General features: G+C 66.2%; 12 protein-coding genes and 1 tRNA gene. 5 read left to right on the forward strand and 8 right to left on the reverse strand.

Going from position 1 to position 13250, the window contains the following annotated elements:
• Positions 1 to 4: 4 nt before the first annotated feature.
• Genes ACZ42P_RS12155 through ACZ42P_RS12170 form a run of 4 tightly spaced genes read right to left on the reverse strand, consistent with a single transcriptional unit; the run spans position 5 to position 2545 of the window.
• On the reverse strand, positions 5 to 538 hold the full coding sequence (locus ACZ42P_RS12155; RefSeq protein ID WP_464897800.1) for a pilus assembly PilX family protein: 534 nt from the start codon (positions 536 to 538) through the stop codon (positions 5 to 7).
• Complete coding sequence (locus ACZ42P_RS12160; protein WP_464897801.1) at positions 535 to 1554, reverse strand: PilW family protein; 1020 nt, start codon at positions 1552 to 1554, stop codon at positions 535 to 537. Before ACZ42P_RS12160 ends, ACZ42P_RS12155 begins: the two co-directional genes overlap by 4 nt.
• On the reverse strand, positions 1551 to 2039 hold the full coding sequence (gene pilV / locus ACZ42P_RS12165; RefSeq protein ID WP_464897802.1) for a type IV pilus modification protein PilV: 489 nt from the start codon (positions 2037 to 2039) through the stop codon (positions 1551 to 1553). The genes ACZ42P_RS12160 and pilV overlap by 4 nt, the downstream gene beginning before the upstream one ends.
• Positions 2033 to 2545: a GspH/FimT family pseudopilin gene (locus ACZ42P_RS12170; protein WP_464897803.1), complete on the reverse strand. Its 513-nt coding sequence runs from the start codon at positions 2543 to 2545 to the stop codon at positions 2033 to 2035. Before ACZ42P_RS12170 ends, pilV begins: the two co-directional genes overlap by 7 nt.
• A 222-nt stretch (positions 2546 to 2767) precedes the next feature.
• Between ACZ42P_RS12170 and thiO the strand changes: the two genes are divergently transcribed.
• The 5 genes from thiO (at position 2768) to ACZ42P_RS12195 (ending at position 6847) form a co-directional block, all read left to right on the forward strand.
• The gene (gene thiO, locus ACZ42P_RS12175) at positions 2768 to 3877 is read left to right on the forward strand and encodes a glycine oxidase ThiO (protein WP_464897804.1); all 1110 of its coding nucleotides are present in this window, start codon (positions 2768 to 2770) and stop codon (positions 3875 to 3877) included.
• 37 nt (positions 3878 to 3914) lie between these two features.
• Entirely contained in the window at positions 3915 to 4334 is a 420-nt protein-coding gene (locus tag ACZ42P_RS12180) for a Fur family transcriptional regulator (protein ID WP_464897805.1), read from the forward strand.
• Positions 4335 to 4381: 47 nt separating this feature from the next.
• Positions 4382 to 4457, forward strand: a tRNA-Thr gene (locus ACZ42P_RS12185).
• 83 nt (positions 4458 to 4540) lie between these two features.
• Complete coding sequence (locus ACZ42P_RS12190; RefSeq protein WP_464897806.1) at positions 4541 to 4975, forward strand: CBS domain-containing protein; 435 nt, start codon at positions 4541 to 4543, stop codon at positions 4973 to 4975.
• Between the two features lie 162 nt (positions 4976 to 5137).
• Positions 5138 to 6847 (forward strand): hypothetical protein, encoded by a 1710-nt coding sequence (locus ACZ42P_RS12195; protein WP_464897807.1) that lies wholly within the window; start codon positions 5138 to 5140, stop codon positions 6845 to 6847.
• A gap of 1 nt (position 6848) precedes the next feature.
• On the opposite strand, the gene ACZ42P_RS12200 is transcribed toward ACZ42P_RS12195, so the two are convergent.
• The 4 genes from ACZ42P_RS12200 to ACZ42P_RS12215 are packed head-to-tail and all read right to left on the reverse strand — an operon-like array spanning position 6849 to position 13239.
• Positions 6849 to 7517 (reverse strand): alpha/beta hydrolase, encoded by a 669-nt coding sequence (locus ACZ42P_RS12200; RefSeq protein WP_464897808.1) that lies wholly within the window; start codon positions 7515 to 7517, stop codon positions 6849 to 6851.
• Between the two features lie 49 nt (positions 7518 to 7566).
• Positions 7567 to 9201, reverse strand: coding sequence for a hypothetical protein (locus tag ACZ42P_RS12205; RefSeq protein WP_464897809.1), 1635 nt, complete (start codon positions 9199 to 9201; stop codon positions 7567 to 7569).
• A gap of 58 nt (positions 9202 to 9259) precedes the next feature.
• Positions 9260 to 10645, reverse strand: a complete 1386-nt coding sequence (locus tag ACZ42P_RS12210) for a T6SS immunity protein Tli4 family protein (protein ID WP_464897810.1) — start codon at positions 10643 to 10645, stop codon at positions 9260 to 9262.
• Positions 10646 to 10659: 14 nt separating this feature from the next.
• Entirely contained in the window at positions 10660 to 13239 is a 2580-nt protein-coding gene (locus tag ACZ42P_RS12215) for a type VI secretion system Vgr family protein (protein WP_464897811.1), read from the reverse strand.
• Positions 13240 to 13250 lie beyond the last annotated feature (11 nt).

The following is a 13250-nucleotide window of genomic DNA, read 5'->3' on the forward strand; positions in this document are numbered from 1 at the left end:
TCTCCTATTGTTGGCGAACATAGGTGGATTGAAGCATGACCCGTGTCTCGTTCCGGGCGCCGAACCCCAACGCCGTAATGCGGTAGCCGCTCCGGTTCGCCGCGGGCCTGATTCCCAACGCGGCCGACTCACCCACCGCCGCAGCCAGTGGCGGCAAGCGTTCGATGATGTACCGGGGTTGCTGTGTCACGCCCGCCAGCGGTGGCGCACCGGTGAAAGCGCCATATGTGCGGGTGACGCTGCTGTCTGTCCAGTCAATGGCCAGGTGCTGGGGTATGCCGCTCGTCGCATAGGTGCAGAGTCCGTTGGCACAGGTGGGGGAGAAAACGGTGGCTGTGGTGATGTTGGCATCGATGTCCCGTTCGGCATCCCTCAACGCGGCTTCGGCTGCCTGGAATGCAAGGTTGCGGTCGCGACTGTTGCCAACGATCTTTTCCTGCACAGTGGTAGAGCTTAGTGCAGCCATGGCCAGCACGCCGATGACCACGACGAACAGCAGACCCATGACCAGGGAAAAACCGTGTTCTCGGTCCTTCATGGCGTTCGATTCCTCAGGTTCACCACCACCGAGAACGCGCTGCGGAAGCGCCGATCGGCGGGTGTGATCGTGGTACCGTCAAACGTGTAGGGCTGTGGACTCGTCGTTACGTTGTTTTCCGCACTGACCAGCAGCAGGTTGACGCGCGCTGCCAGCACGTTGTTCCAGTCCGCCACCATTCCGGCTGTACGCCACACATTTATCACCTTGTCCCCATCCGTGTCTTCCCCGTATTGGACTTGGAGATTGTCCACTCCGGTGGCCACTTCTTCCGGTTGCGGCGCACCGGTAAGAGAGGGCACGGAGTAGCGCCACAACGCGTTGATTCCTGGGTGAAGTTGACTGGGCGCAACGTAGTAAGTAATGCTGCTAAGGCGCAAGATGGTGGCATCAGGTCCGAACACGTGCTGCAGGTTCTTCGTGGAGTTGCCGGGCACGCCCAGTCCCATGTTGTGAACCACGCTGCCACTGGTCGAGGGGTTGGCATTGGTAATTTGCATGATGGCGCTCGCGGAACAGTCCTGCACCACCACCACGTCGAATTGCTGCAGCCTGTTTCCAGGGGCCACGTGGATGTCAGCCGAAGTGTTGGGCATGTATGGCTCGGTGACCTGGGCAGCGGCATCGAATGCAGCCCAAACGGTGACCACGTCCCGCCCGGGCAGTGGTGCGGGGGACAGCCCTGATATGGCCGAGTCGAGCGCCGGACTCCAGCTTGCCCCGGAGGCATCGTTCCCCAAGATTGCCTTGCCGTAATCGTAAAGGAACGCACTGCTGTTCAGTGTATTCACCGGCGTGGTATCGGTGCCGCAGCCACGGTATCCGGCGTGGCGGATGTCCCTCGCCATTTCATCAAGCGCAAAACGTGCCTGCTCCTGTAATCTGGCAAGCGCCGCGTTGCTGCGCCAGACCCCCTTGCTGTTGACGTAGACCGTGGCGATGACCGCCGTCAGAAAAAGGCCGATGGCGACCCCGATCATCAATTCCACCAGTCCAAAGCCGCGATAGCGTGTCATGGCCGCACCAGTGCACTGAAGAACTTGAGTTGGCCGGATTTGTCATCCGTCCACCAGACCTTGACCGCCAGGCTGTCGCCGGTTCCATCGCAGGCAGGCGCAGCAGGCGTGCCGTCCTCCGGTGTCGAATCGAGACAGACCACACCGGTGCCATTGGGTAACGCGGCAGAGAGATCTTGACGCCACGCCCAGTAATCGTATTGGGCCACCTGGGTCGGCGTGCATCCGCTGGCAATGCACCCGGGATCGCTGGGCGTGCCGGTAAGGTTCGCGTAGGCGCCTGTGCTGAAACCGCCAATGTTGGCACGCGCGCGATCTCCTATGTCATAGGCCAAGGCAATCGCTTTGGTCCGCAGAACGCCGGATGCATTGTTTTGCATGGACAAGGTAAGGGCGCCCGCCAGACCGAGCAGCCCGAAGGCAATGATCAACACCGTGATCAGCGCTTCCAAAAGGGTGAAACCTTGCGCCGGCCCCCTCAGCATGTGAAGTTCTCCTGCAGATCGACTGTCCCCGCGGGGGTCAAAACGATCCGTCCACCGGTGACACCCGGGCGCCCGTCGCAAACGGTCAAACTCTTCCACGCGCCAATGAGGTAGCCACGTTCGGAGAAGCCGACAGAGGTGAACGTTCCACCGGTCCCGCTGTCCAGCGTCGCGATCACGATGGAGGGCGCGTACGCCTCGTGCTGGCGGATCGTGGGCTCGCCAGCGTCCAGCGTGGCGTTGCGATTGGTGTCTGCCCAAACCCGCCACCCCCCGGCGAATTCGTTGCCCGATGCAGTGCCCAAGGCGGTCACATAGACAGGGGTTCCTCTTTTGAGTGCTTCGCTCTTGGCGAGAGTAAAGGCTCCTGTGAGGTCCGTGCGCGTGGCCTGCAAGCGGTTGTTCATCACCATCGTTCGAAAGGATGGAATCGCAACACCCAACAGGATTGCCAGAACTGCAACCGTTATCATCACCTCAACCAAAGTGAAGCCGCTGATCTTCACGAATCGTCCCCGCGAGCTGTTCATATCGTGCTGCACAATGTCGGCGCCGCTTCACAAGCCTGGGCGGAGGTTAGCCCCGGGACCGTGCTGTGTTCAAGAGCAAGCCGATGGACGGTCAGGACAGCGGAATAAATGGTTGGCTTGCGGCGCAGGATGGGTCCGGGTTGTCGGACGGGGGCTGGGGCGTTGTTAGAATGACGCAACGACCTGGGGGCAAGTTCTTTGAGTTCCGACTTTCTCATCATCGGCGCCGGCGCCATCGGCTGTGCCACGGCCCTGGAGCTGGCTACGGCCGGGGCGCGGGTGACCGTGCTCGAACGGGGCGCCGTGGGCGGCGAGTCGTCCTGGGCGGGGGCGGGGCTGCTGTTTCCCCTGCTGCCCTGGGATTACCGGCCGGAGGTGGCACGGCTCGCCCAGGCGGGGCGCCGCCTGTTTCCGGCCTGGGTGGCGCGGCTGGCGGCGGCGTCCGGCGTGGACCCCGAGTATCTGGAGAGCGGCCTGCTGATCCTACCCCCCTATGACCGCGACGCGGCCTTGGCCTGGGCGGCGCGGGAAGGCGAGGCGCTGGCGGAGGTGAACCCCCGGCTGGTGGAACCCGCCGTGGAGGCGGCCGGTTCCGCCCTGTGGCTGCCGGGCGTGGCGCAGGTGCGCAATCCCCGGTTGCTGGCGGCCCTGCGCGGGAGCCTGGTGGCCCAGGGCGTGGACATCGTCGAACGGGTGGGCGAGGTGCGCCTGCAGGTCGCGGGAAATCGGGTGGAGGCGGTGGCGGGCGAAGGGGGGCGCTGCTGGCAGGCGGGTGCCTACATTCTGAGTACCGGGGCCTGGACTGGCCGCCTGCTCGAGCCGTTGGGGGTGCCTGCGCCCGTGTATCCCGTGCGCGGGCAGATGGTGCTGTTTCGCCTGGCGCCCGGCAGGCTCAACCGGATGCTGCTCAGGGAGGGCCGTTATGTGATTCCCCGGCGGGATGGCCACGTGCTGGTGGGCAGCACCCTGGAGGAGACCGGCTTCGACAAGTCCGTCACCGAAACCGCCCGCAACGCGCTGGTGACGCTGGCCCAAACCCTGGTGCCGGACCTGCGTGGCCAGGCGCCCATCGCCCAGTGGGCGGGGCTGCGGCCGGGCAGCCCGGACAACGTGCCCCTCATCGACCGCCATCCCACCGTGCCCAACCTGTGGGTGCACACGGGCCATTTCCGCTATGGCGTGACCATGGCGCCCGCCTCGGCCCGGCTGCTGGCCGACCTGCTGCTGGGGCGTCCCCCCCTGCTGGACCCGGCGCCCTATGCCTGGCCGCGGGGAGGGGCCTACAGTCTTCCCGTTTCAAGCCGATGAATTAGACACGGTCCAAATCCTCGGCTATCATAAGCGTATGAAAAAGCATTACTATTCCCGCGACGAGATCGCGGGTTTGTTGCGGGCCCACGGCATCAATCCGACCCATCAGCGGATCGAGATTGCCTATGCCCTGTTCGGGCGTCAGGCGCACCTGTCCGCCGACCAGATCATGGCCATCGTCAACGACCGCCACAGCGAGACGTCCAAGGCCACGGTGTACAACACCCTGAACCTGTTCAAGCAGCACAAGCTGATCCGCGAAGTGATCGTGGATCCGAACAAGGTCTTCTACGACCCCAATACCGAGCCCCACCATCACTTCTACAACGTCGCCACCGGCGAGCTCACGGACATCGACGGCGCCGAGGTGCGCATCGAGGGCCTGCCGCCCCTGCCGCCGGGCCTCGCCGCCGAGGGGGTGGACGTCATCGTGCGTATCCGCCCCGCCGCCTGAGCGGGTTTGCCTAAGCCCCGCGCCAAGCCCTATAATCCGCCCTTTCCGCCGGTGTAGCTCAGCTGGTAGAGCAGCGCATTCGTAATGCGCGGGTCGGGAGTTCGAATCTCTTCACCGGCACCAATCCTCCCGCCCTGGCTTTGACAGGGCATTCCCCCTTTGCCTACACTGCGGCGTTGCGACGTCATTCCCGAGCGAGTCCCGCCGTGCTGATCAGTGAAATCCTCTCCCTCAAGGGCAATGAAATCGTCTCCGTGCCCCCGGACTGCACCGTGCAGGAAGCCGTGGCACGCATGGTGGAGAAGGACATCAGTTCCGTCGTCGTGATGGAGGGCGGCACCATGGTGGGGCTGCTCACCGGTCGCGACCTCCTGCGCGGCATGCACGAGCGCGGTTGTGACCTGGGGCGTCTCAAGGTGAGCGAGGTGATGGTGACCGAGCCCATCATCGGCAATCCGGACGACACCGTGGATTACGTGCGCGGCGTCATGACGGAAAACCGCATCACCCATCTGCCGGTGATGGAGGGGGAGCGGCTGCTGGGCATCATTTCCTTTCACGACGTGGCGCGGGCTTGCCTGTCCGAGGCCAGGCTGGAAAACCGTCTGCTCAAGCGCTACATCCGCCACTGGCCCGAGTAGGACCTGTCGGGTTTCCGACAGGGGCGGCGCGCGGACGCCGTCGGCCCCCTACTTCCCTGCAGCAAGTTTCTGATAGACAGCGAGTTTTTGGGTCTGCCCGCCCATGCTGGATGGTGGCATGTTTCCTGCTTCCATGCGGGCGATGCCTCCCCGGAGCGTTCCGTGTTCGAGTTTTTCTCCTTCAAGCGCAAACCGACGGACCCGCTGACCGACGTCCAGTCCGCCACACGCTGGATGCAGGAGCTGCCCCTGGGCGATCTTTATGCCGCCAATGAGCGGCTGGTGCAGACCCTGCGTGAATACAACCGGCAACAGCTGCCGGCAGGCAGGGAGCGCATCGCGGCGCTGCTCACTCTCGACGAGGGCGCCCAGGAGATCCTGCGGGGGCTGCACGGACAGTACCTGCTCAATCCACGCATGTCGCGCGCCGTGGAGAGCCGGCTGTGGAATGCGGTGTTCGCCTACTACCAGGAGATCCTGCATGCCTACCACGCGCTGGTGATGGACTATGTGGGCAATCCCAGCGGCAGCAGGGTGAAGGCTTCCCTTCCGCTCATTCTCGCGCGCACCGTTCATTACATCGGGCTGGATGCCAAGTGGTGCTACTTCCGCTACGAGCGGATCAATCCCAAGCTGTGGAAACGCCTCAACAAGCTTTACCACCTGGCGGAATACGAAGAGATCGAGCGCGAGCCGCTGAAACTCTACGAGACCCATGACGAGCGCGGCACCAGCATCGTCGGGCGCTATCTGCGCATCCTGATGCTGGACGTGATCAACAACGGCACCCTCTTGCCGCGCCAGATCGACCTGGTGGACCAGTGGCTTGCGGACTTCACCCGTGAGCTGGTGCTGGAGAAGGCGTTCAAACCCGCGCGGCACACGTTCTATGTGGATCTGGCGGAGGCGCGCGGCGCGCGCCGGGTGCGTCGCCTGGAACCCTCGGAAACCAAGCGGTACTGGGATACCTTTGCCCTGAAGGCCCATATCGACGGGATTCGCGCCAGGCTCATGGCAGGTGAGGCGCCGGTGCGGCTCGGGCTTACCGAGGACTGCAAGCTACCCGCCTGTCTGGAGCTTCTGGACAAGGTGGCAGCCCTCTGGTCCCCCACCGTGAAGCGGGCCCAGCGCGCCCACGAGCGCAAACGGGTCATGCAGCAGATCGAGGTGGTGCGTGGGCTCGACATGATCTGCGCCAACGTCAAGCTGGACAACGACCAGGTGCAACTGGGCGCCGCGGGCGATGGCCTCACTTACGAGGAGATGCTGGACATGCATCTCTACGGTTTCGTCACCCAGCGCACGCGGATGAAACTCGCGCAGGCGCGGGAGGGCCAGCGGCCGCCCCTGCAGGAGCATGAGCGCTGGATCGTGGAAAACGAAAGCGAGGGCGGTTTCGGCGCCCTGATCAACGTGGAACGGGACGACTGGATTCGCCTGGGCAAGCTGGTGGGCGTGAAGCCGGAACGGCAGGGTCACTGGGTGGTGGCGGTGATCCGGCGCATGGTGCACGTGAGTCCCGACCAGTACGCAGTGGGGCTGCAGATCATCTCCCAGCGGCCGGTGGCGCTCCTGTTGCGGGCCACGCACGAGCAGGGGTCCGGCTACACCATCGATGGTGTGGATGCGGTGGACGTGGTGTTACCCATTCCCGCCCTCTACACCAAAGGTGAGCGGGAGGCCGGCCAGCCCGACAGCCTGATCCTGCCCAGCGCGGAATTCGCCAGTGGCCGCCATTTGTGGTTCAGTCTGCGCGGCACCACCTACCACATCGTCCTCAACCAGGCGTTGGAGCGCGGCGATGACTGGCTGCGCGTGAGCTTTCGCCTCGTCACCAAGGTGCCCGCGGCGGGTGCGGCCGTGCGCGGCTGAGTCAGGCGAGCACCTGCCGCAGCCAGTCGCCGATGTCGGCGATTTCTTGTGCGCACACCGTATGCGCCATGGGATAGGTGTGCCAGGCCACGGGATGGCCCAGGGCCTCGAGCCGCCGGCGGCTGGCCTCGGCCAGGGTGAGGGGGACGATGCCATCCTGGCTGCCGTGGGCCATGAAGATGGGCAGATCCCGGTTGGCAGGCGCCGCCTCATCGGGCAGGGAGGCGGCCAGGGGCAGATAGGTGGAGAGCGCCAGCACTCCGGCCAGGCGCGCCGGATGGCGCAAAGCCGTGAACAGGGCCACTGCGCCGCCCTGGGAAAATCCCGCCAGGACCACCTGCCGCGGCGCGATGCCGCGCCCCACCTCCCTTGCGATCAACGCTTCCACCCGGCGTGCGGAGGCGCGCAGGCCCGCCTCGTCCTCCGGTGCGCCGGGCCCAATGGCGATGATGTCGTACCACGCGGGCATCACGTAACCGTTGTTCCAGGTCACCGGCATCATGGGTGCGTGGGGGAACACGAAACGCAGGTCGGGCAGCCCGTGCAGGTCCAGCTCCCTGACGATGGGCACGAAGTCGTAACCGTCTGCGCCCAGACCGTGCAGCCAAATCACGCTGGCGCCGGGGTGCGGGCCGGTAGTGACCTCGACGGGCGGCGGTGTGTCTGCCATGGCGGAGGGGGTGACGGCGGAACCGGCGCTTGTCCTGGGTGGCCCGCCCTCAGGCGTGATGGCGCGCGAGCACCTCGAAGGTCACCCGTGCATAGTCGTCGCCGACGGCCAGCGCCTTTTGCAGGCGGATGGTATAGGCCTTGCCTTGGGCCTCCAGACGCAGCAGCCGACCGGGCTCGTATTCCTGGCGGGCGAGCAGCAGACTGCGCGGTTGCTGGGCCTCCGGCAATTCCATGAGGTAGATGCCATCGGTGCGCTGGGGCGCATGCTCCCCATTGGGCAGGGTGAGGAGGTCCACCGGAATGGGGGTCTGGCTGAGGGTTTCGATGCCTACGTAGGTCTTGGCCGCAGGATTCTTGTTGATGCGCCGCACCACGCCGATCAGGAAATGGCGCGCGCTGTCCGGCTTGAGTCCCACCAGGGTGCCGATCTTCAGGGGCTGGGCGTTGACATCTGTGGTGGCGCCGCAGCCCGACAGACTCTCGTTTTCCATCACCCACTTTTCGAGCTGCGGCTGAAACAGATGGGGCTCGCTCTGGGTGGTGGCGTCGATGGGGGTACCCCCCACGGTGTAACCCGTGACCTGATAGTCGATCAGCGGCCCCGTGGGGCGGCGCCGGCGTTTTTTGGTTCCCGGCCTGAGCTGGGCCACGATGTCGTGGAAGCCCTGCACGACCTGCACCACCTTCACCTGGGGTTTGCGCTCGTGCTTGCGCTCCACGTTCTTGCGTGACCAGCGGTTCTTGACCAGCTCGATCAGGTCCAGGCACTGGGGCAGCCGGCAGTCTTCGGTGAGCCCAATGCGTGCGGGCACCTCGCCTGCCCTGAGCTGTTCCAGTGCCTTTTCGATTTGCACCAGCAGCAGGCCGACGCCAAAGTAGCGGTATTTCTCCCCCAGCATGTTGCGCCGCAAGGCACGCGCCGGTTTGGTGTCGCCCAGGTTGACCGCATACAGCTGGCGGTGGGGACGGAACTCCTGTTCCAGGGCGACACTCTTGGCCCACTGGTCCAGCCAGCGATCCACCAGGTCGATCTGGGCGGGCAGCAGGCTGTCGGGGCTGACCAGCTGCAGCAACTGCGCGTGCATGTACTGGGCAACGCAGCTGGTTTCCAGATCCGTGTCGGGGAAGGGTCTGTAGAGATTCTTCTCGAAACCCTCGCGCTCCGCGAACAGGTAGAGCCGGTTGAGATTGCGCCACACCGTGGCCTCCACCGGCAGGTAGCGCAGATGCGCCCACTTTGCCTGCATGCCGTAGTAGTACAGCCCACGCAGGGTGATCACGTGGATCTGTGGCCAGAACTTGCTGACCGGCTCCTGGGCGAAGCTGCGGATGCAGATCTGGTAGGCGCTCGCCATTTCCTCCCAGAAGCCGAGAATGGTGGCGAGGTAGCCCTTTTCCGGCGCGTGGGGCAGATCGATCACCGCCAGATAGTCGCGGCAAAGCTGGGCCTGCAGGCCCCGTGCCTTCTCGTCCAGATACATGACCACCCGGATGCGCTCCTTGAGCGACATCTTCCGGTTCTCGTTGAGGGAGGTGAGGGCCTTGACGATCTCCATCTGGGCCTGGTGCACGTCGGCCAGGGGCAATTCCTGCACCCATACCGTGGCGGACTTCAGATTGCCCACCGGGTCGTCGGAACGCTTGCGCAGGATGGCGCTGATCAGACCGCTGAAGTCGAACATGGTGGTGAACGAGCGGGCCGGCTGCTGCGACCGCCTGAATTTTTTGTAACGCGTGAGGTTAGCGCATGCCAAAGGAATAGACAATAGCCGCGCCGGGAAGGGCTGGGCTTTGCCTAGTCTGACTGGGGAAGCAGCCGGCGGGGACGGCAAAAGTGAGGAACTTTCGCTGCGGCTGTCGGGCGCCGCTGTCCGTGTCGCCGTAGTCCACCAGCTGCCAGGTGACCTCGACGGGGGTGTCTTCCGTGCCGCCCAATAGCCCCCTGAGCCCCGGCGCGGGGCGGCTGGCCAGGCCATAGGGCATGGGGGCGCCGCGGGGGATGAAGCGGCGGCGGGGGGTGAGGCTGACGTCTTCGTTCAGACACTGCCACAGGCCGCTTTCGGGGCAGAGGGCGCGGCTGGTGACCCGGGTGCCCAGGGGCAGGCGCGGCGGCGGGGTGGCGGCCGCGCCCTTGCCGGGCCCCGTGGGCCGCAGGCGGATGGAATTGACGATGGCGTCGAACAGGCGGATGGCCTGCTCGTCAGTGAGGGAGGGGGGACGCTCAGGGTCGGGCTCGCCGATGACATAACCCGTCTCCAGCTGCAGGTAGAAGGCCGGGTTGGTCAACGACCGGCGCTCACCCTGGGTGTCCCACACCAGATGGTGAGTGTAGAAACCGCCCTCGGTGGGATAGGCCTGGAGCAGTTCCTCGCCGCGCAGGGGGCCGACGTCGTGCCTGCCGGCGCGCAGGGTCCTGATCCGGCTGGCCAAAGCCAGCAGTTCGGCGGGAAATGGTTTCTTGGTACGGGAGAGCAGGGATTCCTCCAATTTGTCCCCGTTGGTGCGGTAGAAGACCCGGATGCTGACGTCCGGCCACTGGGGGAAACGGAAGTTGATGCTTGCCCGCTCGTAGTGGAACTCATCGCCGGCATCGGCGATGAAGCCCTCCTCGAGGCAGAAGCCCGGCGCGGTGGGGATTTCCTCCGGCAGGCGGTAGCGCAGGTTGGGGAGGAGTTTGGTTTCCAGGCGGGTTATGACCGAGGTCATTTTGGATTCGTCAAATGCCGTCTCCGACATGGAATACAACATGCCCTTGTCCAGTCGGTAGGCCTCGAAGCCATGGGTTGTGTCGTTATCTATCAGCCGTTTGCTTAAGGTGAACACCCGCGCATGGGGAAAGGGACGGCGGGACTCGACTAGGCTAAATTTCTCTTCGTGCTTGCCCGCCCGAAGCTTGGCCTCCCGCTCGGCCATGCGCTGCTCGAACAGGGCGGGACCACCGCCCAGCCGCTCGCTTCGGATCTCTCCGAACATGTACTCGTAGCTTTGGCCGCTCACCACGGCCTCCTGGGGCACGTCGATGAGAAAGCGCCCAAAACAGACGGTGCGCATGCCGGTCATGTCATCAGCGCCCCGGGCGAGGGGGCCGAGGAGGCAGAGGACGAGCCAGCAGAGCCATCGGGACATGGGAAGCGCTCCCTTCAGTCTTCCCGAAAGTCGAGGGTGACGCGCTTCACCTCCTCATCGCGGGCTACGTGGGTGCTGCCGTCGCCTGCCGTGCGTCCCCGGCCCAGCACGCGTCCCGCCGCTTCGGCGATGCGATAGGTCCAGCGCTCCCGTGCCTGTCCACCGCGGCCGGCGACAGCAAACTGCTCGTCGGTTCGGCTTTCGGAGTGGGGCATGTCCGGCAGGTCCAGCCGGGGGGCGGCGGGCCCTGCGAGAACATGCCGGGCGGCGTGCTGGGTATGGGGACCCACGGTTTTGCTGGTGATGGAACCGCCTCCCAGCTGCAGGCTCGCGCCCTCGGCAAGACAGGTGATTTTGGGCGCCTGGAGCACGATCTCCTCCAGGGCAGTGAGACGCACCACCTTGGCGCTGGTGATCTCCACATCATCCCCCTGCGCCTCGATGCGGAGCTTGCCGGCGGCGGCGACGAGGGTGAGGCCCAGGCGCCGGGCGAAGAGGGAGATGGCCTCTTTGGCCCGCACGGCCAGGCGCCGGCCCAGGCTCAGGTTGGCATCCTGCTGGGCGACGAGGTCCAGCTGACCCGCCGCCAGGTTCATGTCCGCCGGTGTGGCCAGGGCCATGCCCCCGGGGCTGCTCGCCGCGATCAGCGGCTGACCCCCGCCCTGGCCTTCGGGGGCGGTGTTGGAGCCCCCCTCCCACTGGCGCAGGGCGTCGTGGAGGCGGTCCTGCAGGCTGGTGTCGGTCTCCCCGGCCCGGTGGGCCTGGGCCTCGCGGGCGAGCGCCCGGGTGAGCGCCGCGGCGGCCTCGAGTTCGGCCAGGAGTCCCGCCCGGGCGAGCTGAGGCCCCTGGCCCCGGGGCTGGGCCTCGGTGGACAGCAGCAACCCCCGCCCGGCCCGGAGGGCGCCACTGGCATCGGTGCGCAGCTCGAAGCCCTCGCCCCGGGGGGTGCCTTCTCCCTCCCGCCGGGGGTGGATGAGCCAGCCCTGTTCCAGACTGGTGGCCCCATGGTCGGTGGCCAGCCGCACCCGCAGCTGGCCGGTGGTGTCGTCGAAGAGGAGTTCACTGGCCCCGCCGCCCCGGTATTCCCGGCTCACCATGCCCGAGAGGGTCTTGTGGGCAGGCAGACTGCCCTGGTGGCTGAAACGGGGCGGGGGCTGGCGGCCGTTGTGCAGCACCCCCACCACCACCGGCCGGTCGATGTCGCCTTCCAGGAAGTCCACCAGCACTTCCTGCCCCACCCGGGGCAGGCTCTGCCAGCCATAGCCGGCCCCGGCCGCGGGCGCGGCCACCCGCACCCAGGTGGAGGCGGTCTCGTCGCGCAGGCCATGGCCGTCTTCGGGCCGCTGCCAGTGGAAACAGATGCGCACCCGGCCCAGGGCATCGGTGTAGATCTCCTCCCCCGGCGGGCCCACCACGGTGGCAGTCTGGGGCCCCCGGCTGGTGGGCTTGGCGTGGGACGGCCCATACTCGGGCACCGCCGCCGTGCCCGCAGGCAGACAGCTGGCCTGCAGGTCATACAGGGGGGTGTCCTTGGCCGTGAGGTTGTTGCGGGCGGCAATCTTCAGCGCCGTGACCAGGAAGCGGCCCGCCTGGACGGGGTGGTCCAGCAGATCGAAGTGCACGCCCACCCCCAGGGCGCGCACGTGGCCGCGGGCGGTAAAGCGCCGGGCAGCGGCCTCACGCGCGGCCTGGCGCAGCCGGGCATAGCGGGCAAGCTCGGCGGCATCGCCATAGTAGAGGGTCTGGGGGTCGTAGGCTTCCAGGTGGGCTTCGATGGGCCGCGCCCGCAGGCTGTCCGCCTCACCCTGGAGGCGGGCCACCTGTTTGTATTCGAAACTCGCCAGGCGACTGGTGCCGCTTTGTACGCGCTGGTCCTCCCAAAAGCCGGTGAGGCCGTCTTCGGTCTCGGCGGCATCCTGGCGGTGAAAGCGCACACCCCCCAGGTGGGGCAGCACCGCCTCGTCGTCGAACAGAATGAGGGTGTGGCGGGGAATCTCGCCGGTGGTGTCGAAGCGGTAGGTGGTGCGGATGCCTTCTTCCCGCAGCAGGCGGTCGAGGAAGGCCAGGTCGCTTTCCCGGTACTGGAGGCAATAGGAGCGCCGGGGGTAGGAGCCGGTGAGTCGGTCTTCCAGGGTGAAACAGGCACCGATCAGGGGCTGGGCCCGGTGTTCAGCCAGCACCGCCGCGACGATCTCGGGCACGCTGCGGTCCTGGAACACCCGGCTGCCCCAGCGCTGGCCGGTAAGCGCCAGGGCAGGCTCCACCACCAGACGGTAGCGCCCGAAGCCGCCGTCGCTGCCCAGCCGGCCGGCTTCGGTGATGAGGCCGCACAGGGGGCGGTGGCGCCCGTCGGGCAGCAGGATGTCCACCCCCAGGGCCTGGCCCAGCCAGGCTTCGGTCTCAAGCCCCGCATCGGGGCTGAGGCAATGGAGCTCATAGCGATAGCCCCGGTTGAAGGCTTCAAAGCCTGCCAGCCGCTCGATGACAAGCCCACCCGGGGCGATGCCCATCCCCGGGCCGCAACGCAGGCCGAGCAGCCGGCCGTGATCGAGGAAAGGACTGGCAAAGTCCGCAAGCAGGGGGGAGAGGTCCATGGGCGCCTCGT

The sequence above is a fragment of the Thiobacter subterraneus genome, assembly GCF_055379455.1.

Excerpts from the sequence above, each read along its gene's own strand:
- ACZ42P_RS12155 (WP_464897800.1), bottom strand. The coding sequence starts at position 538 with ATGAAGGACCGAGAACACGGTTTTTCCCTGGTCATGGGTCTGCTGTTC.
- ACZ42P_RS12160 (WP_464897801.1), bottom strand. The coding sequence starts at position 1,554 with ATGACACGCTATCGCGGCTTTGGACTGGTGGAATTGATGATCGGGGTC.
- pilV (WP_464897802.1), bottom strand. The coding sequence starts at position 2,039 with ATGCTGAGGGGGCCGGCGCAAGGTTTCACCCTTTTGGAAGCGCTGATC.
- ACZ42P_RS12180 (WP_464897805.1), top strand. The coding sequence starts at position 3,915 with ATGAAAAAGCATTACTATTCCCGCGACGAGATCGCGGGTTTGTTGCGG.
- ACZ42P_RS12200 (WP_464897808.1), bottom strand. The coding sequence starts at position 7,517 with ATGGCAGACACACCGCCGCCCGTCGAGGTCACTACCGGCCCGCACCCC.
- ACZ42P_RS12205 (WP_464897809.1), bottom strand. The coding sequence starts at position 9,201 with ATGTTCGACTTCAGCGGTCTGATCAGCGCCATCCTGCGCAAGCGTTCC.
- ACZ42P_RS12210 (WP_464897810.1), bottom strand. The coding sequence starts at position 10,645 with ATGTCCCGATGGCTCTGCTGGCTCGTCCTCTGCCTCCTCGGCCCCCTC.
- ACZ42P_RS12215 (WP_464897811.1), bottom strand. The coding sequence starts at position 13,239 with ATGGACCTCTCCCCCCTGCTTGCGGACTTTGCCAGTCCTTTCCTCGAT.